The 19,042-nt window shown below is 72.1% G+C and carries 17 protein-coding genes; 8 read left to right on the top strand and 9 right to left on the bottom strand.

The features are described 5' to 3' along the window. Nucleotides 1-128: 128 nt before the first annotated feature. On the bottom strand, nt 129-1,367 hold the full coding sequence (manD, locus tag ABGB17_RS04735; protein WP_347626504.1) for a D-mannonate dehydratase ManD: 1,239 nt from the start codon (nt 1,365-1,367) through the stop codon (nt 129-131). Nucleotides 1,368-1,579: 212 nt separating this feature from the next. Here manD and ABGB17_RS04730 point away from each other — a divergent pair, with 212 nt between their 5' ends. The 5 genes from ABGB17_RS04730 (at nt 1,580) to ABGB17_RS04710 (ending at nt 9,067) form a co-directional block, all read left to right on the top strand. Further along, nucleotides 1,580-2,440: an aldo/keto reductase gene (locus tag ABGB17_RS04730; RefSeq protein WP_347626503.1), complete on the top strand. Its 861-nt coding sequence runs from the start codon at nt 1,580-1,582 to the stop codon at nt 2,438-2,440. A gap of 131 nt (nt 2,441-2,571) precedes the next feature. Then, entirely contained in the window at nt 2,572-4,386 is a 1,815-nt protein-coding gene (locus tag ABGB17_RS04725) for a fatty acyl-AMP ligase (protein ID WP_347626502.1), read from the top strand. Beyond that, nucleotides 4,386-7,394 (top strand): FAD-dependent oxidoreductase, encoded by a 3,009-nt coding sequence (locus tag ABGB17_RS04720; protein ID WP_347626701.1) that lies wholly within the window; start codon nt 4,386-4,388, stop codon nt 7,392-7,394. The genes ABGB17_RS04725 and ABGB17_RS04720 overlap by 1 nt, the downstream gene beginning before the upstream one ends. Before the next feature lie 89 nt (nt 7,395-7,483). Next, entirely contained in the window at nt 7,484-7,843 is a 360-nt protein-coding gene (locus ABGB17_RS04715; RefSeq protein WP_347626501.1) for a YciI family protein, read from the top strand. Next, the gene (locus ABGB17_RS04710; protein WP_347626499.1) at nt 7,844-9,067 is read left to right on the top strand and encodes a sigma-70 family RNA polymerase sigma factor; all 1,224 of its coding nucleotides are present in this window, start codon (nt 7,844-7,846) and stop codon (nt 9,065-9,067) included. On the opposite strand, the gene ABGB17_RS04705 is transcribed toward ABGB17_RS04710, so the two are convergent. The 6 genes from ABGB17_RS04705 to ABGB17_RS04680 form a co-directional block, all read right to left on the bottom strand. Further along, the gene (locus ABGB17_RS04705; RefSeq protein ID WP_347626498.1) at nt 9,054-10,028 is read right to left on the bottom strand and encodes a zinc-binding dehydrogenase; all 975 of its coding nucleotides are present in this window, start codon (nt 10,026-10,028) and stop codon (nt 9,054-9,056) included. The two genes, ABGB17_RS04710 and ABGB17_RS04705, sit on opposite strands and share 14 nt — an antisense overlap. A gap of 10 nt (nt 10,029-10,038) precedes the next feature. Continuing rightward, the gene (locus ABGB17_RS04700; RefSeq protein ID WP_347626497.1) at nt 10,039-10,401 is read right to left on the bottom strand and encodes a hypothetical protein; all 363 of its coding nucleotides are present in this window, start codon (nt 10,399-10,401) and stop codon (nt 10,039-10,041) included. Further along, a complete protein-coding gene (locus ABGB17_RS04695) occupies nt 10,398-11,261 on the bottom strand; it encodes an extradiol ring-cleavage dioxygenase (RefSeq protein WP_347626496.1) in 864 nt (287 codons plus the stop codon). Before ABGB17_RS04695 ends, ABGB17_RS04700 begins: the two co-directional genes overlap by 4 nt. Before the next feature lie 38 nt (nt 11,262-11,299). Beyond that, entirely contained in the window at nt 11,300-12,154 is an 855-nt protein-coding gene (locus ABGB17_RS04690) for a citryl-CoA lyase (protein WP_347626495.1), read from the bottom strand. After that, entirely contained in the window at nt 12,151-13,338 is a 1,188-nt protein-coding gene (locus tag ABGB17_RS04685; protein ID WP_347626494.1) for a CoA transferase, read from the bottom strand. Before ABGB17_RS04685 ends, ABGB17_RS04690 begins: the two co-directional genes overlap by 4 nt. An 89-nt stretch (nt 13,339-13,427) precedes the next feature. Further along, entirely contained in the window at nt 13,428-14,255 is an 828-nt protein-coding gene (locus ABGB17_RS04680; protein WP_347626493.1) for an IclR family transcriptional regulator C-terminal domain-containing protein, read from the bottom strand. Nucleotides 14,256-14,425: 170 nt separating this feature from the next. Between ABGB17_RS04680 and ABGB17_RS04675 the strand changes: the two genes are divergently transcribed. Next, nucleotides 14,426-15,883: an amidohydrolase family protein gene (locus tag ABGB17_RS04675; RefSeq protein WP_347626492.1), complete on the top strand. Its 1,458-nt coding sequence runs from the start codon at nt 14,426-14,428 to the stop codon at nt 15,881-15,883. Nucleotides 15,884-16,207: 324 nt separating this feature from the next. Here ABGB17_RS04675 and ABGB17_RS04670 read toward each other — a convergent pair whose 3' ends face one another. After that, nucleotides 16,208-16,723, bottom strand: a complete 516-nt coding sequence (locus tag ABGB17_RS04670) for a GNAT family N-acetyltransferase (protein WP_347626490.1) — start codon at nt 16,721-16,723, stop codon at nt 16,208-16,210. An 87-nt stretch (nt 16,724-16,810) separates the two neighbouring features. Between ABGB17_RS04670 and tsaA the strand changes: the two genes are divergently transcribed. Then, nucleotides 16,811-17,221 carry a tRNA (N6-threonylcarbamoyladenosine(37)-N6)-methyltransferase TrmO gene (gene tsaA / locus ABGB17_RS04665; RefSeq protein ID WP_347626489.1) on the top strand — a complete coding sequence of 137 codons (411 nt, stop codon included), beginning with the start codon at nt 16,811-16,813 and terminating at the stop codon, nt 17,219-17,221. Here tsaA and ABGB17_RS04660 read toward each other — a convergent pair. Continuing rightward, entirely contained in the window at nt 17,193-17,945 is a 753-nt protein-coding gene (locus ABGB17_RS04660) for a CDP-alcohol phosphatidyltransferase family protein (RefSeq protein ID WP_347626487.1), read from the bottom strand. The genes tsaA and ABGB17_RS04660 overlap by 29 nt on opposite strands. A 112-nt stretch (nt 17,946-18,057) precedes the next feature. Here ABGB17_RS04660 and ABGB17_RS04655 point away from each other — a divergent pair, with 112 nt between their 5' ends. Beyond that, on the top strand, nt 18,058-19,038 hold the full coding sequence (locus ABGB17_RS04655) for a zinc-binding alcohol dehydrogenase (RefSeq protein ID WP_347626486.1): 981 nt from the start codon (nt 18,058-18,060) through the stop codon (nt 19,036-19,038). Nucleotides 19,039-19,042: the final 4 nt, after the last annotated feature.

Here is a 19,042-nt window from a genome sequence, read left to right as displayed (position 1 = left end):
CGAACAGTACCATTCCGCCCAGTTCTATACCGGTTAAGGAGTGGTGCTCCATGGCGGGCGAATTCCCTGAGTAAACGTTAATTTCCGTCGTATCACCGCAGATCGCGACACTGACGGACAAATACCCGTTACCACTCGTGGAGCGTCCCGTCCCGCAGGCGATTGAAAGGAAGATACGCCGCCTGATACGGGAACCGGGCCGCCGCCTCAAGGTCCAGTGTCACCCCGAGCCCGGGGCGGTCGCCGGGGTGCAGGAGACCGTCGGTGAAGGTGAAGGACTGCTGGAAGACGGTGTCGGTGAGCGCTCCGTGTCTCATGTACTCCTGAATGCCGAAGTTGTGGATGGCGAGCCCCAGGTGGAGGGCCGCGGCCATGCCGACAGGGGAGATGTCGGTGGGGCCGTGGATGCCGGACTTGATCTGGTACTGGGCGGCGAACTCCAGCACGCGCTTCAGGTGGGTGACGCCGCCGGTGTGGGTGACGGCGGAGCGCACGTAGTCGATGAGCTGCTCGCGTATGACCTGCTGATAGTCCCAGACGGTGTTGAAGACCTCGCCGATGGCGAGGGGGGTCGTGGTGTGGTGGCGGACCAGACGCAGCGCCTCCTGGTTCTCTGCGGGGGTGCAGTCCTCCAGCCAGAACAGGTCGTAGGGCTCCAGCGACTTGCCCAGGCGGGCGGCCTCGATGGGGGTGAGGCGGTGGTGGGCGTCGTGCAGCAGCGGGAGGGCGGGGCCGAACTCGTTCCGCACGGCCTCGAAGACGGCGGGGATGTGGCGCAGGTAGGCGCGGGTGTCCCAGTCCTCCTCGGCGGGGAGGGCGGCACGCTGGGCGGGCTCGTGGTCGTAGCGTTTGCCGGTGTTGCCGGGGGCGGTGGTGTTGGCCGCGATGCCGTAGATCGCGTTCAGGCCGGGGACGCCGGCCTGCACGCGGATGGCGCGGTAGCCCTCGTCCAGGTGGCGGTGGATGGAGTCGAAGATCTCCGGGAGGTCCCGGCCGCTGGCGTGGCCGTAGGCGAGCAGCCCGGTGCGGCTGGCGCCGCCGAGGAGCTGGTACAGCGGCATGCCCGCGGCCTGGGCCTTCAGGTCCCACAGCGCCACGTCGACGGCGGCGATGGCGGCCATGGTGACCGGGCCCCTGCGCCAGTACGCCCCGCGGTAGAGGAACTGCCAGGTGTCCTCGATGGCGTGCGCGTCCCGGCCGATGAGCAGCGGGACCACGTGGTCGCGCAGGTAGGAGGCCACGGCGAGCTCGCGGCCGTTCAGGGTGGCGTCGCCGAGGCCGGCGAGTCCCTCGTCCGTGACGACGCGCAGGGTGACGAAGTTGCGGTCCGGGCTCGTCACCACGACGTCGGCGGACTTGATGATCACTGCCTGCCCCCTCCGGGCCGGGTCCCCGCTCGTGGGAGACGCGCTGGTGTCTTTCCTACACCTTTCCTGACCTTCGCCCTGGGCGGAGGGGGTCGTCGGGCCATGCCTGCCTCGGCCTAAGGTGAGAAAGCGAACAAACCCGGCGCTAGTGGCGTAATGGGCTGTCCGCTGGTTATGGGTGGCTTCTGATGATGGCTTTGAGGAGGTTCGTCATGCAGACACGCCGTATCGGTGACGTGCAGGTGGGGGCGATCGGGCTCGGCGGCATGCCGATGTCCATCGAGGGGCGGCCGGACGAAGGGCGCTCGATCCGGACGATCCACGCGGCGCTGGACGCCGGGATCACCCTGATCGACACCGCGGACGCCTACCACCTCTACGCCGACGACATCGGTCACAACGAGGTGCTGATCGCCCAGGCGCTGGCCAGCTACGGGGGCGACGCCTCGGGCGTGCTGGTGGCGACCAAGGGCGGCCACCTGCGCCCCGGCGACGGCTCCTGGTACGTCAACGGCTCGCCGGACTACATCAAGCAGGCCTGCGACGCCTCTCTCAAGCGCCTCGGCGGCGAGGCGATCGGCCTGTACCAGTTCCACCGCCCGGACCCCAAGGTGCCCTACGCCGACTCGGTGGGCGCGATCCGTGACCTGCTGGACGCCGGGAAGATCCGCTTCGCCGGCATCTCCAATGCGAATCCGGAGCAGATCCGCCTGGCGAACGAGATCCTCGGCGGCCGACTGGTGAGCGTGCAGAACCAGTTCTCGCCGGCCTTCCGCTCCAGCGAGCCCGAGCTGGAGCTGTGCGCCGAGATGGACATCGCCTTCCTGCCGTGGAGCCCGCTCGGCGGCATCGCCCGGGCCGGTGACCTCGGCGACCGCTTCACCGCGTTCACCGACGTCGCCCGCGACCACGGTGTCAGCCCGCAGCAGGTCTGCCTGGCCTGGATGCTGGCCAAGGCCCCCGTGGTGATCCCGATCCCCGGCTCCTCCCGCCCGGAGACCATCGAGGACTCGGCCAGGGCCGCGGACCTCCAGCTCTCCCCGGAGGAACTGGCCCGCCTCGACGCCGCGTGACCGTCCGCTCCGCGCCGGCCCCGATTTCCGGGTCCGGCGCGGAGCCGGTTTCTCAGAATGCACAATGCGAGGTATATGTAAGTATGTAGCTGCTTGTCCGGTTCATCAGGGGGCTGAGGGGGACGTAGCCGGTGACCGCTTCCGGGGGAGTGTCCGTACGGCAGGGGGCCGGGGTGGTACCGGGGTTGCCCGAAGGCGAGTGGACGCTGCTGGCCGCGGTGCGGGCGTTGTACGAGCGGGTGCCGCGGCGGGTGTTGCTGGTGTACGTGAACGAGGCGGGGCGGGACGTCGCGTCCCTCGACGTCACGGGGCTGGTGGCGGAGACCGAGCGGATCCGTGCGCTGCTGGTGGAGCACGGGCTGCGGCCGGGGGAGCGGGCCGTGCTGGTCTACCTGCCGTCGCTGGACTTCGTGAGCGCGTTCCTCGGGTGCCTGGCGGCCGGGGTGGTGCCCGTGCCGGTGGCGCCGCCCAACCCGTTCCGGCCCGGGTACGACGTGGAGGTGCTGTCCGCCGTGGTGGCGGGCGCCGGGGCGGCGGCCCTGCTCACCCACGACGACTACCGGCTGCTGGTGACCGAGGACGACGGGTGGCCCGCGGTGCCGTGGGTGTCCACGCATCCGGGGACCGCCCCAGGGGACGTCGCGGACGACGTGTTCGACGGGTGGTACGAGCCGGGCGATCTCGACGAGCCGGTGTTCCTGCAGTACACCTCCGGGTCCACCGGCACACCCAAAGGGGTGGTGGTGAGCCACCGCAACATCCACCACGAGCTGATCGCCATCGCGCGGGACCTCGGGCTGGGCGACGAGACCGTGGCGGTCACCTGGGTGCCGCACTTCCACGATCTCGGGCTGATCAGCTTCCTGCTCAACACCGTCGTCGGCCACTCGGCGCGCACGTACGTGCTGTCGCCGCTCAGCTTCCTGCGCAAGCCCTCGTTGTGGTTCGAGGTGATCTCGCGGGTGCGTGCCACCCACACCGCGGCACCCAACTTCGCGTTCGACCTGATCACCCGCAAGACCACCCCGGAGCAGCGCGCGGAGTGGGACCTCGGCTCGCTGCGCGTCGTCGGCTCCTCGGGCGAACTGATCCGCCCCGCCACCGTGCAGCGCTTCCTCGAAGCGTTCACCCCGGCCGGTTTCCCGCCGCACGCCTTCTACCCGACGTACGGCATGGCCGAGCACACCCTCAGCATCAGCATGGGCGGCAGCGGCCCGCTGCGCGTGGACGCCGCCGCCATCGAGCGGGGCAGGGCCGTGCCGCTGACCGGCGAGGCCGACGGGCGGCCGGCGGCGTCGTACTACGCCTGCGGATGGGTGACCAAGCCCGGCGCGCGGATGCGGATCGTGAACCCGTACACCGCGGCGCCCTGCGGCCCGGGGGAGGTCGGCGAGATCTGGGTGGACTCGGTGACCAAGGCCAGAGGGTACTGGGGCCTGCCCGAGGAGACCGAGGCGACGTTCGGCGCGGCGGTGGCGGACGGCGACCCGCGCCGTTACCTGCGCACCGGGGACCTCGGGTTCGTCCACGAGGGCGAGCTGTTCGTGACCGGCCGCTTCAAGGACCTCATCATCATCCGCGGCCACAACCACTACCCCCAGGACATCGAGGACGGCCTGCGCGGCGCCCACCCCGCGATCCGCCCCGGCGGTGTGGCCGCCTTCTCCGTGCCCGCCCCGCGTGACGAGGCCGCCGGGGAACGGCTGGTCGTCTTCGTCGAGACCAACGGCGACGCGCCCGGCCCCGGCGAGGCCGCCGAGATCGTCCGCGCGGTCCGCGGCACCGTGCGCCGGGACCACGGCATCGCCACCGAGGTCGTGCTCGGCCCCCGCGGCCTGGTGCTCAAGACCACCAGTGGGAAGGTCCGCCGCGCCGCCTGCCGCGAGGCGTACCTGAGGGGCGAGGCCACCGCCTGGCCGGTGAGCCCGCAGGAACGGGGTGTGTGATGGTGCACCGGATCGTCGTCCCCGGGGTGCGTGGATCGGCCGGCGCGGGCGATCCGGAGTTGCAGGCGGTCGACGAGGAGTTCCGGCAGCTGCTGAATCGATACCGTCCGGTGGTCAAGGGCACCCGGGCGACGGGACGGCGATTCATGTTCGCTGACTCGGTGGGCGTGCGGGGGGAGATCGAGGTCACCGAGGGCGCGTCCCCGCACCCGTTCTTCGCGGCGGGACTGCGGTACCCGGTCCTCGCGCGGTTCAGCAACTCGGTGTCCTCCGACGACGTCGCGCCCGACCTGCGCGGCTTGTCGCTGATGTTCCTCGACCCGGAGGACCCCGGCGACCCGGGCCTGTCGCCGTTCAACCTGACGATGACCACCGGGCGGCGCCTGTTCGTGCCGCACGCGGCGGCGTTCACGAAGTTCGTGTTCGGCGGCGACGAAGCGCACGAGGAACTGGCCCGCGAGTTCCCCGGCATGCGGGAGGCGCTGTGGGACGGCGTCCGCGAGGCCGTCTCGTTCGTCGCTTACCACTACTACTCCAAAGCGCCCCGCCTCCACGTGACGGACGAAGGTCCTGAGCTGATCAGATACCGGGTGCTCGCCACCGAGCACGCCCCGGACGCCGGGTTCCACGACCCCGGGGGCCGCCGCTTCCCGCCGGCCCCGCCGAAGTCCCTGGAACGCGACCCGGCGGACGACCGCCTGCCGTCGCTGCTGTGGAACGACGTGCGGTCCCGGATCGCCGAGGGCGGCTTCACGATGCTGCTCCAGGTGCAGCGCCACCCCCTCGGCGACGACCCGGACGCCAACCGGGCCCTGCTTGACGCGTCGAGGGAGTGGCCCGAGAACCGGTACCCGTACCGGACCCTGGCCACCGTGCGGTTCGACGGCCTGCTGGACGGCATCACCGGCGAGGAACTGGTGTTCCACCCGGTGGTGGCCCCCGACGGGCTCGGCATCGCCCTCGCCCGCACCCCGTACGAGACCGCCTCCATCAACCACCTGCGTGCCCTCGCCTACGGCCCGGCTCACGCGGCCCGCTCCCGCCTCGCCTCCGCCCCCAAGCGTCCCCGGCCGCGGAAGATCACCCTCACGGTGCGCGAGTCCCCGGCGGAGGCCGGCCCGGAACGGCGGACCGTCTGCGTGGTCGGCGCCGGGGCGAGCGGCCTCACCGTGGCCCGCGAACTGGAGCGCCTCGGCCACCGCGCCGTGGTCCTGGAGAGCGCCGGGGAGGTCGCGGGCAAGGCCGCCTCGGTGCGGGTGGACGGCCGGGCGTACGACCTCGGCGCGCACATCTGCACGACCCGGTACACCGAGCTGATGAGCCTGGCCTGTGAGCTCGGCGTCGAGACCGAGCCCGCGACCCCGGCCCTGGTGTACGACACCGCGCGGCGGCGCGCCGACCCGGTGCCGTTCCCGGCGCCCGAGGTGATCGGGCGCTACCGCCACCTGCGCGATGAGTACTTCCCGCACGCCGGCCGCACCGGCCTCGTCCACAGCGGCGCCGCGCTGGCCCGCCCGGCGACGCACCTGCTGCGCGAGCTCGGCCTCAACGGGCTGATCACAGCCCTCGGCACCGGCTACACCAGCGCGGGGTACGGCCCGCTCACCGGGGACATCCCGGCGCTGTATTTCGTCACGTACGCCGAGCACACCGGCCTGATCCCCGCGAACCACTCCCTGGACCGGCGCTCGGGCACCTTCACCATCAAGGGTGGCTTCGCGCGGCTGTGGCGGCAGGTGGCCGAGGAACTGACCGACGTGCGGGTCGGCGCGCGGATCGAGTCGATCGAACGCCGGCCGGACGGCGTCACCGTGCGCACCGGATCGGGCGTGGTCGAGGCGGACGACCTGGTGCTCACCGTGCCTCTCGACCGTGTGCTGCCCCTGCTGGCGACCCCCACCGACCTGGAGCGTCACGTCGCCTCCCGGATCCGCACCATCGACTACCGCACGGTGGTGTGCCGGGTCTCCGGGGTGCCCCGGCACGGCTTCTTCCTGTTCCCCGGCCCGGCCGAGGGGCTGGTCGCCTACCACAGCCGGTACGCCGACCAGGACGTGTGCACCTGCTACTGCTACGGCGCGGAGGGCCTGGACGAGGACGCCCTGGTGGCCCGGACGGCGGAGAGTCTGGAACGGATCGGCGGGCGCCTGGAGGAGGTGGACCGGGTGGTCCGCTGGCCGTTCATGCCGCACTTCGGCACCGCCGACGTGGCGTCCGGGATCCTGGACAGGATCGAGCGGTCCCAGGGGGTGGAGCGCACCTACCACGCGGGCAGCCTGCTCGCGTTCGAGCTGATCGAGGCGAACATCGCGTACGCCCGTGAGCTGGTGCGCCGCTTCTTCACCACACCTGCCGAGCGCCCCGTGATCCACCTGGTCACGGGCGGCGCCACCCAGCCGGGGGCCGTCCAGAGACAGACCGTCCCCCCACCGGCCGTCCCGCGCCCGCGCGAGCACGTCGCACCCCCGCGTGAGAAGGCCGTCCCGCGTGAGCACGTCGCACCCCGGCTTGAGAAGGTCGCACCCCCGCGTGAGCATGTCGCACCCCCGCCTGAGGAGGTCGCACCCCCGCCTGAGGAAGTCGTGCCCTCGCGTGAGGACGTCGCTCGCGAGCCCGTCCCCGCCGAAGCCGTCGTCACGGGCGACGGGGAAGCCGACGCCCCGGTGCAGGACATCGCGGACGAACTGGGTGTTGCCGAGGTGGTCCTGGCCCCGGAGACGCCCGCGCCGGGCCGTCCCCGCACCGTGGTGCCCGCGATGCCGTGCCACCGGGCCGCCGACGAGATCCGCACGTGGCTGGTGTGCCGCGTCGCCGGGCACCTCGGCCGTCCCGAGGGGGAGGTGGACCCGTGCCGCCCGATCGACGAACACGGGCTGGACTCCCTGGCCATGGCCGAGCTGCACACCGAACTGGCCGACTGGCTCGGCCGCCCCGTGCCGATGACCCTGCTCTACCGCCTCCCCACCCTCGACGCGCTGGCCCGCTACCTGGAAGGCGCGGCGAGGTAGCGGAAGAATCCACCGCGCGGACCGTCGATGTCGTGGCACGCCGTTCGTGTAGGAGGTGAGAACACACCTCGCACCCCTGTGGAGGGAACGTGGACACGCAGTACTACATGCTCACCATCTACCAGCCCGACGGCCCGGCCCCCGGTCCCGACGTGATGGACCCCATTCTGCGCCGGCTGGCCGCGCTGAACCGCGAGATGAAGGAGGCCGGCGCCTGGGTCTTCAACGGCGCCCTGCACGAGCCGAGCACCGCCACCGTGCTGCGGCCGAAGGACGGCGAGGTGCTGATGACCGACGGGCCCTACACCGAGGGCAAGGAGCACATCGGCGGCTTCACGATCATCCAGGCGCCTGACCTGGACGCGGCGCTCGCCTGGGGCCGCAAGCTGGCCGAGGCGATCGGTCTGCTCCCCATCGAGGTGCGGCCCTTCCACGGCGTCGGCGGCTGAGTGGAGGTCCCGTCCGCCGCGGAGATCGACCGCGTCTTCCGCGCCGAGTACGGGCGCGCGGTGGCCGTCCTGGTCCGCGTCTTCGGTGACATCCACCTCGCCGAGGAAGCGGTCCAGGACGCCTTCGCGACGGCCGTGCGCACCTGGCCGGCCACCGGCACGCCGCCGAGCCCGGCGGGCTGGATCATCACCACGGCCCGCAACCGGGCGATCGACCGGCTGCGCCGCGAGGCGTCCCGCGAGGACCGGCACGCCGAGGCCGCCCTGCTGCACGCCCGCGACGAACCGGCCGAGGAGGGCCCCGTGCGCGACGACCGGCTCCGGCTGATCTTCACCTGCTGCCACCCCGCGCTCGCCCCCGCCGCCCAGGTGGCGCTGACGCTCCGGCTGCTCGGCGGGCTCACCACCGCGCGCATCGCGCGGGCGTTCCTGGTGCCGGAGGCGACGATGGCGCAGCGCCTGGTCCGGGCCAAGGGCAAGATCCGCGACGCGCGCATCCCGTACCGCGTGCCCGCCGAGGCCGACCTGCCGGACCGGCTGCGTCCCGTGCTCGCGGTGATCTATCTGATCTTCAACGAGGGGTACGTGGCCGGCGGCGGCGAGGACCTCACCCGTGCCGAGCTGTGCGCGGAGGCCGTGCGCCTCGGCCGGGTGCTCGCGGAGCTGATGCCGGACGAGCCGGAGGTGCTCGGGCTGCTGGCGCTGATGCTGCTCATCGAGTCCCGCCGGGCCGCCCGCACCACGCCGGGCGGCGCCCTCGTGCCGATGGCCGAGCAGGACCGCGGCCTGTGGGACCGCGAGCTCGTCGCCGAGGGGCAGGACCTGGTGCGCCGCTGCCTGCGGCGCGACCGGCCGGGGCCGTACCAGGTGCAGGCGGCGATCAACGCGGTGCACGCCGACGCCCCGGTGGCCGCGGCCACGGACTGGGGGCAGATCCTGCGGCTGTACGACCTGCTGCTGTCCCTGACCCCCACCCCGGTCGTGGCGCTCAACCGCGCGGTCGCGGTGGCCGAGGTGGACGGGCCCGGCGCGGGTCTCGCCATCGTCGAGGGCCTCGGCCTTTCCGGCTACCACCTGTACCACGCCGTCCGCGCCGACCTGCTGCGCCGCCTCGGTCACGCGGACGAGGCGGCGCGGGCCTACGACGCCGCGATGGCCCGCACCGCCAACGCCGCGGAACGCGACTTCCTGCGCCGCAGGCGCGACGGGCTCACGGGACGATGACCAGCCGGTGCTCCGCCGTGCCGCCCGCCTGCCGGGACCACGCGCCGCCGATGTCGTCCAGCGGTACGGCCTCGTACGCCACACGGATGTGCCCGGCGGCGGCGTGGGTGAGCACCTCGCGCAGCACCTCGCCCTTGCGTCCGGCCGGCAGGTCGTTGTTGGTGTAGCCGAGGACGGCGGCGGACCGGCCGCGCAGCACCGCCGAGTCGAACGTGGCGCTCTCCCCGGCGGTGCCGCCGAGGTTGACCAGCCGGCCGTGCGGGGCGAGCAGCCGGGTGGCGGCCGTGGCGGGCACCCCGAACACCGGGTCGATCACCACGTCCACACCGCCGTCCACCGCGTGCGACAGCCGCCCGGCCAGCGCGGAGGCGTCCTCGCCGGGGACCAGGGTCACGACGGCGTCCGCCCCCGCCGCCCTGGCCCGCTCCTCGGCGGCCCCCGGACGGCACACGGCGACCACCCGCCGCGCCCCGAGCAGCCGCGCCGCCTGCGCCGCGACCTGCCCGACCACACCGCCCGCGCCGAGCACCACCACCTGCTCACCCGCCCGGAACCCGGCCCGCCAGGTCAGCGCCGCCCACGCCGCCACCGCGGACAGGCCGAGCGCGGCGGTCTGCAGGTCGTCCACCTCGTCCGGCAGCACCACGAGGTCGCTCTCCGGCACCACGCACCGGCGGGCCATGCTGCCGTCCCCGGGACGCATCCCGGCGTCCGTCGGGAACCACACCCGGGTGCCGGGCGCCAGGGCCGCCGCCTCCTCGACGACGCCCACCCCCTGCACACCCGGCACGTACGGCAGCACGGGGCGGCCGAAGTACGAGGTGCCGGTCGCGCACAGCACGTCCAGCGGGGTGATCGGCGCGGCCGTCACCGCGACGACGGCGTCACCGTCGCGGCGCACGGCCCGGTGCGCGGCGACCTCGGGCGGCCGACCGCATTCCCGGATGAACGCGGCGCGCATGTTCAGCCCCTCAGGTGGCGATGTCGGGGTAGGGCAGGTCGAAGTGGGCGAGCCGCGCGGCGTACGCGAGCTGGAATCCCAGCGGCTCGTCGTAGTCCCGCTCGAACATCGCGATGAACAGCGTGAGCGTGAGGAACGGATGCGCGCCGAGCTCGAACAGCTTGACGTGGTCGTGCGCGGCGAGGGCCTCCCGCTCGTCGTCCTCGAACTTCAGCCACGTGCCGGCCTCGCCGCTGTGGCAGTTGAGTATCGAGCCGGCCCGCTCGGCCTCCCACCAGGTGACGGTGCCGCGCGGGTCCTCGCGGTACCGCTCGACCAGCTCGGGGTCGCGGTCCACGGTGAACAGGAACTTGTCGATGAGGTACTTGCTCATTCGGGTGCACCGCCCGGGTACCAGGTGAAGTAAGCCTCCATGGTGTGGAACAGGTCGAGCGTGTCCACGTGGTCGGCCTTCGCCCCCGCGCCCGCGACGCCCATCATGAGCATGAAGTCCATGAAGCCGTGGGTGGCGTTGCCCGGCGTCCACAGGCTGTCCAGCGTCACCTCGGCGAGGCTGCCCTCGATGTCGCCGCTCGCGATCCACTCCACGGCCTTGCGGTCGAACTCCGGGTCCGGGCCGTGCGGGCCGAACTGGCGCGGCCCGCCGAGCTCCAGCGACAGGTGCCCGGTGCCGATCACGGCCACCCGCAGGTCGCTCGGCCAGGACTCCACCAGCTCGCGGATCATCTGGCCGAGCTGCACGAAACGCTTGGGCTGCGGCAGCGGCGGCGCGAAGATGTTGGTGTAGACCGGCACGATCGGCAGGTCCGCCTCCGGCCGCAGCGTGATGATCGGGCACGTGATGCTGTGGTCGATGCGCAGCTCGTTGCTGAACGCCAGGTCGAAGCCGGCGTCGATGCCGCCGCGCAGCATGTGGGACGACAGGTCCTCGTCCCCGCGCAGCAGCATGCGGGGCAGGCCGAACTCCCGCTCCTCGTTGTAGTAGCCGGCGTCGTAGAACGGCGCCTTGCCGATGAGGAACTGCGGCATGTTGTCCAGCCAGAGCTGGTGGAAGTGGTCGGAGCCGACCATCACCAGCACGTCGGGACGTGCCCGGGTGAGCGTCTCACGGAACGCCGTGATCTTGGCCACCCACTCGTCGGCGAAGGGCGGCCGTTCCTCGGGCGGCGCCGTGCTCGCCCGGTAGTAGAAGGGGTGATGCGTCGAAGCGATCACCGCGGCGAGTGTTGCCATGGGACCTCCGGGAAAGTGGCCGGGGACGGGCCGCGGGTCTAGGACGCGGCGGGCGGCGCGGGGTGGCCGTCGCCGGACTCCCCGCTCGGGTCGGGGGGTGCGCCGGCGCCGGTGTACACGGCGTTGCGGTCCACCGCGAGGTAGACGTCCATGCCGATCGGCCGGCGCCGCTCCTCGGCGATGTGGCCGAGCAGACCGGCCGCGCGGGCCAGCAGGGCGAAGCCGCGCAGCAGGTCGACCGGCAGTCCGAGGTCGGCGAGCGCCGCGCCGCACACCCCGGCGCCGTTCAGCGGGAGCGTGCGGCCGAGCACCGGCGGGTGCACCCGGCCGATCGCCTCGAACAGCCGCAGGTGGGGGCCGCGCAGGCCCTCCTGTTCCGCGATGTCCAGCAGCACGGGGGTGCGCGGGTCCTGCTCCTTGTGCACGGGGTGGCCGAGGCCGGGCACCAGCCTGCGCGCGGCGCGGGCCTCGGTGAGGGCCTTCAGCGCCAGCGCGTCGTAGCCGTCGTCGTCCGCCGGCGGGGGGCCGTCGTGGGCGGCGAGCACGTCGGCGAGGAACCGGCCGCAGTCCTCGGTGACGCCGAGGAACCGGGATCCGCCGCCGAGCAGGCCCGCGGCCAGGGCGCCCTGCACCGAGTCCGGCGCGCTGAGGTACGTCAGGCGGGCCGCGATGGCGGTCGGCGTGAAGCCGTGGTCGGCCAGCGCCACCAGAACGGTCTCGAACACCCGGGTCTCCTGCGGCGACGGCCGCCGCCCCGCCACCAGCCAGAACGCCAGCTCGCCGAACCCGACCCTGCCCATGAGGTCCGCGGCGAGGTCCTGGCCGAGCAGCCGGATGGTCGCCGGGTCGGACGTCCCGATGGACGTGGGGAAGCTCAGGCCGTTCTCGCTCATGGCGTCTCCTCGACCGGCTCGGCCAGCCATTCCCTGATCTCCGCGCCGTGCTCGCCGAGCCGCGGCGGCGGCAGGTCGTACCGCGCCGGGGTGGCGGAGAAGCGGATGGGGTTGCGGATCGACGGCACCATGCGGTCGCCCTCGCCGACCTCGACCACCGGGTCCAGGCCGATCTCCTCGCCGAACGCGACACCGGCGTCCACGGTGTTGATCGGCCCGCACGGCACGCCGGCCGCGATGAGCTCGCGGAACCACTCCATCTTGGGGCGGGTGCGCAGCCGCTCGACCAGCAGCGGACGCAGCTCCTCGCGGTTGGCGGTGCGGTCCTGGTTGCGCAGGAAACGGGGGTCGTCCACCAGCTCAGGCACGCCGAGTACCCCGCACAGCTTGCGGAACTGGCCGTCGTTGCCCGCGGTGATGATCAGGTCGCCGTCGGCGGTGGGCAGCGGCTCGTACGGGAACAGGCTGGGATGCGCGTTGCCCATGCGGAACGGCACCACGCCGCCCGCCGCCACCGCGCTGGTCTGGTTGACCAGGCCCGACAGCGCCGAGGAGTACAGGTTGACCTCGACGTGCTGGCCCTCGCCGGTCTCGGTGCGGTGGCGCAGCGCGGCGAGCACGCCGATGACCGCGTGCAGGCCGGTCATCACGTCGAACACCGAGATGCCCGCCCGGTACGGCGGCCCGCCGGGGTCGCCGGTGAGGCTCATCAGGCCGGACATCGCCTGCACGATGAGGTCGTACCCGGGGATGGACGCCCCGGCGCCGGAGCCGAAGCCGCTGATCGAGGCGTACACCACCGTGGGGTTGCCCTCGCGCACCGTGGCGTGGTCGAGGCCGTACTTGCGCAGGCCGCCGGGCTTGAAGTTCTCCAGCACGATGTCCGCGCGGCGGGCCAGTTCCCGCGCCACCTCGAGGTCGGCGGGGTCGGTCAGGTCGAGGGCGATGGAGCGCTTGTTGCGGTTGACGCCGAGGTAGTACGTCGAGACGCCGTCGCGGACCGGGGGCATCCAGGTGCGGGTGTCGTCGCCGCCGGGACTCTCCACCTTGACGACCTCGGCCCCGAGGTCGGCCAGCAGCATCGTGGCGTACGGCCCGGCGAGCACCCGGGAGAAGTCCGCCACGAGCAGTCCCGACAGAGGCCCGCGCGGGGGCGCGGCGTCGCTGTCGCCGAGGGAAGTCATCGTGGGTGCCGCATCCTCTCGTCCACCAGACGGACGATGGTCCGTTTCGGGCAGTCTCTTGCCGCCCTCACGCCGATGTCAAGCCGGGCTCAGGAGGCCGTGCCCATGGTGACCTGCGGCACCGACTGGTGGCGCGCCCAGTCGGCGCTGATCGCCCCCGCGGTCTGCAGCAGCAGCGGCAGGTGCTCATCGGCCAGCTTCTCGACGGCGGTCTCGGCCGCGTGCGCGTTGACGTTCAGCGCCGCGACGACCCGGCCGTCACCGTCACGCAGCGGCGCCGCCACCGACCTGATGCCGAGCGCGAGCTCCTGGTCGGTGATCGCCCACCCCCGGGCCCGCACCTCGCGCAGCACCGCGTCCCGCTCCTCGGGACCCGGACGCCACCGGGGGGTCACGCCCGAACGGCTCGGCTCGGCCAGCACACGCTCCACCTCGGCCGGCGGCAACCCGGCGAGCAGCACCTTGCCGAGCGAGGTCTGCAGGGCGGGGAAACGCGTGCCGATGCCCACCGCCAGCGTCACGATCTTCGGGACGGCGACCCTGGCCACGTACACGATGTCCGAGCCGTCGAGCTGGGCGATCGAGGACGACTCGCCGGTGCGCTCCACCAGGCGCTCCATGTGCGGCCGGGCCACCTCCCAGAGGCTCATCGAGCGCACGTACGCCACGCCGAGCTCCAGCACCCGGGGGGTCAGCGCGTAACCGCCGTGCTCGGGCCTGGCGTAGCCGAGCTCGTGGAGGGTCAGCAGGATGCGCCGGGCGGTGGGGCGGGCCAGGCCCGTGGCGGTCGCCACGTCGGTGAGCGACATGACCGGCCGCCCGGCCTCGAAGGCCTTGATCACGTCGAGCCCGCGGGCGAGCGCCTCGATGAAGTCGGGGCCGGTCTGCTGGCGCGCCATGGCGGTTCTCTCGTTCACTCGGGGACGGGACGCGTACGACTTTAATTCGGCGGCGGCGTGGTGTCCGCACAGCGGCCACAGCGGGTGAATGGCTCTTGACAGAGGAATTCCCTCACTTCATTGTTACATCACTATTTCTAGACCGCTGTACGGACATATGTCCGTTGAAGCAGGGAGTGTGGGGCGGCATGAGCGCTGCGACCCCAGGCACCGGTGACCTCGGCCCAGGCAGGCCGGTGCTGTTCCGCGACGGCACCGTGCTCACCATGGACGACCGGCATACCGTCCTGCGCGACGCCGACGTCCTCGTCGCCGGCGAACACGTCGAAGCCGTCGGGCACGGCCTGTCCGCCCCGGACGACGCCCTGGTGGTCGACGCGACCGGCGGCATCCTCATGCCCGGCATGATCGACACCCACCGCCACCTGTGGCAGACCGCGATGCGCGGCTACGGCGCCGACTGGACCCTCACCCAGTACTTCGTCTGGTACTACCTGGAATGGGGCAAGATCTTCCGCCCCGAGGACATCTACGCCGGCAACCTGCTCTCCGCCATCGAGGCCATCGACGCCGGAGTGACCACGCTCGTCGACTGGTCCCACGGCCTGCGGACCATCGACCACGCCGACGCCGCCGTGGACGCCCTGGAGAGCGTGCCCGGCCGGTACGTGCTCGCGTACGGCAACATCCAGGCCGCCCCCTGGGAATGGTCCGCCGCCCCCGAGTTCCGCGACTTCGTGAACCGCCGCCTGCACGGCCGCGGCGACATGCTGGGCTTCCAGATGGCCTTCGACGTCACCGGCGACCCCGCCTTCCCCGAACGCGCCGCCTTCGAGGTCGCCCGCGAACTCGGCGCCCCCGTCACCACCCACGCCGGCGTCTGGGGCGCCACCAACGACGACGGCATCCGCCTCATGCACGAGAACGGCTTCATGACGCCGTCCACCGTCTACGTGCACGCCGCCACCCTCACCCCCGACTCCTACAACCGCATCGCCGCCACCGGCGGCTCCGTCTCCATCTCCACCGAGAGCGAGCAGAGCGCCGGCCAGGGCTACCCCCCGAGCTGGCGGTTGCGCCGCCACGGCATCCCCGCGTCCCTCTCCATGGACACCAGCGTGTGGTGGAGCGGCGACCTGTTCTCCGCCATGCGCTCCACCCTGAGCGCCGACCGCTCCCGCGAACACCTGGAAGCCCACGCCCGCACCGAAACCGTCACCCACTGCGTCCTCAGAGCCGAGGACGTCGTCGACTGGGCCACCCGCGGCGGCGCCAAGGCCCTGGGCCTCGACTCGGTGGTAGGCAGCCTGGAACCAGGCAAGAAAGCCGACATCGTCTTGATCAAGAACGACACGAGCCCCGCCATGTTCCCCCTGCTCAACCCCTACGGCCACGTGGTCTTCCAAGCCCAGCGCGCCGACGTCCACACCGTCCTGATCAACGGCCGTATCGTCAAACACAACCACCACTTGGCAGGCATCGACCTCACCCCCGCCCGCCAAGCCGTGGCCAACACCGTCACCCACCTGACGACCACCCTCGGCGAAGAAGCCTGGAAAGCAGGCATGAACCCCGAAGTCCCCAAGGTAACGGTGCACGACAACCCCTACACCTACACCGACTGGTCCGCCGCCAACGCGAAGTAACCCCCCAAGCCACCCACCTCTCCCCGCCCCCGTCGGAGAGGTGGGCCCCCGCAGGGCCCCTCCTCTCCATCCCCGGGAAAGGAGGGGCCCTGCCACATCCCGCGGCAACCCGCGGTGCCGCCCGTCGACAAGTGCCGCCCGTCCTCGGAAATGGTGCCTTCGGCGCTGTTTCTTCTTGGTGCGACCCTGGCCGAACGGCTACACGGCCCGTCCCGCGACGCGATGCAGAACACCTCGACGTCGGCGGTGCCGCCATCGTCTCGTCAATGGTGCATTTTCTGACCACGACCATCACCGGCGCAGGGGGAAGCGCCATGCGTGGTGTCAGATGTCGCTGTCGAGTGCTGCGTGTGCGGTCGGCTCCAGGTGTCGTTCGTACTGGAGCCCCGGGCGGCCGTCCAACACGGTCTCGCCTACGGGGACGAAGCCCGTGCGGGTGAGGACGGCTTGCGAAGCGGCGTTGTCCAGTGTCGTGGCGGCCCTCAAGGTGGTGAGGCCGTACTCGGTTGAGGCCAGGGTGCAGACCTGATGAACCGCTTGGGTGGCCAGGCCTTGTCCGGCGGCTGAGTTCGCGATCCGGTATCCCAGATCGGCCGAGCGGTCCACCACGTCGATCAGGTTCACGCGTCCCACAACCCTGCCCCCGTTGTCCACGAGCACGTGGAAGTGGCACACCCCGGCGGCTTGTTCTGCGAGCAGGGCGGTGTGCCGTTCATCGAATCGGGCGAAATAGTCGTCACCGCGGTCGGGGATCGACGCGGCGAAATAAGCGCGGTTCTCTTTCTCGAACGCGAGCAGAGCAGGACCATGGTCGAGACGGAGACGCTGGAGCTCGGGCATTCGGCCAGGCTATCCCGCTCGGTGGCTCACCCCTTTCTCTGGTGCGGGAGCATGTTCCTGTTGGTGATGATCGATGGAGGAGGGGTCGTGGACGGTGCGGTGTACGAGGTGCGGCCGGTGGGGTGGGTCGAGTCGGAGCTGACGGATCGGGACAGTGCGCCCAGGCAGGGAGATGAGGGGGCACCGGACGCGTGGGTGGTGTTCGTGCCTGAGGTGGCTGAGGCGGCGGGGGATCTTCGGGTGGGGGACGAGGTGCTGGTGTTGACGTGGCTGGATCGGGGGCGGCGGGATGTGCTGGTGGTGCGGCCTCGGGGGGATGTGTCGCGGGCGCTTACGGGGGTGTTCAGTACGCGGTCGCCGGATCGGCCGAATCCGATCGGGTTGCATCGGGTGACCGTGTTGGCGGTGGAGGGGACGCGGGTGCGGGTGCGGGACCTGGAGGCGCTGGACGGGACGCCGGTGCTGGATGTCAAGCCGGTGCTTGGGGACGAGCGTTGAGCGGTCTGGTCGGGCGGTTGCGGTGCAGCCACAGGATGTCGCGGGTGAAGGACCACGTCAGGGTGGTCAGGGCGGTGGCCACCAGGAGGGTGGTGGGGTTCGGCGGGAGGGCTTGGGTGCTCGCCGTCACCAGGAGGATGCCTTGGACGGCGGCTACGGTCTTCCGCGCGAAGCTCGGTGGCAGGGGGGCCTTGAGCCAGGGGGCGAGCCAGGCGGCGGTGGCGAAGGCGTAGCGCATGAGGCCGATGGCGAGGACCCAGGGGCCTGTTGTGGCGGAGACGTGGACGCTGAGGACGAGGATGAGGAACGCGTCCACCTCCATGTCGAAGCGGGCGCCCAGCGGGGACTCGGTGTGGGTGCGGCGGGCTACCTGGCCGTCCACGGCGTCGAGGATCAGGGCTACGGTGGCCAGGGTCACCAGGAGGGCTGTGGGGGTGGGTTTGCCCAGGGTGGACATGGTGACCAGGGCCGTCACGGCGCCTACCAGCTCGGCGCGGGCCAGGGTGACGAGGCCGGCGGGGCCCAGGGAGCGGGCGCGGGAGCGGAGGAGGGCGTAGGTGAGGATGGCGGAGAGGATCACGGCGTAGGTGGTGCCGGCGACCCAGGCGGCGGGGCCGAGGCCCACCACGATCCACATCGCGGCGAGCAAGACGATCTGTGCGGCGATGCCCAGAACCGGTTCTCTGACGGTGATGCCGGTGCCTCGCCAATCGAGTGTCGCCACTCACGTACCTCCTGTCACACACGCCCCGGACCAGGCGTGGCCCATATCATTGCCGGAGACCTGCCCGAAATTGGGCGAATTCCGAGAAACTCACGATTGCCGAGGATTGCCGATGGAGCGCGAGGCGCGCGCTTTCTGGTTGCGCTCACCCGGCGCGGGGGAGATACGGACCGTCGCCGTGCCACCGCCATGCGACGGTGACGTCCAGGTCCGTGCGCTTTATTCCGGGGTGAGCCGGGGCACCGAGACGCTGGTGTTCCGCGGCGGCGTGCCGGGCAGCCAGCACGAGGTGATGCGGGCCCCGTTCCAGGAGGGCGGTTTCCCCGCCCCGGTCAAGTACGGCTACCTCAGTGTGGGTGTCGTCGAGGAGGGGCCGCCGGGCTGGCCGGGCCGCACCGTCTTCTGCCTCTACCCCCACCAGACCCGGTACGTGGTGCCGGTCGGCGCGGTGACCCCGGTGCCGCCGGAGGTGCCCGCCGCGCGGGCGATCCTGGCCGGCACGGTGGAGACGGCGGTGAACGCGTTGTGGGACGCGGCGCCGCTGGTGGGCGACCGGATCGCGGTGGTCGGCGCGGGCATGGTGGGCTGCTGCGTGGCGCGGCTGCTCGGCCGGATCCCGGGGGCGCGGGTGCAGATCGTGGACGTGGACCCGGCGCGGGCGGACGTCGCGCGGGCGCTCGGGGTCGGGTTCGCGACGCCGGACGTCGCCGACGGGGAGTGCGATCTGGTGGTGCACGCCAGCGCCACCGAGGCGGGCCTCGCGCGATCCCTGGAGCTGCTCGCCCCCGAGGGCACGGTGATCGAGCTGAGCTGGTACGGCGACCGCCGCCCGGCCGTCCCGCTCGGTGAGGCCTTCCACTCCCGCCGCCTGAGCATCCGCGCCAGCCAGGTGGGCACCGTCTCCCCGGCTCGCCGCCGCACGTACGCCGAGCGCATGGCCCTGGCGCTGCGCCTGCTCGCCGACCCCGCGTACGACGCGTTGATCACGAGCGAGTCTCCCTTCGATGAACTGCCCGAGGTTCTCGCGCGTATGACGAGTGGGGGCATACCTGGCCTGTGCCACCGCGTCGTGTACCACCCTGCTGGAGGTTGACCAG

This window comes from Sphaerisporangium sp. B11E5 (genome assembly GCF_039871875.1).
Lineage (GTDB): Bacteria > Actinomycetota > Actinomycetes > Streptosporangiales > Streptosporangiaceae > Sphaerisporangium.
Note: the sequence above shows the minus strand (reverse complement) of the source record. Positions and strands in the feature narration are given on the sequence as shown.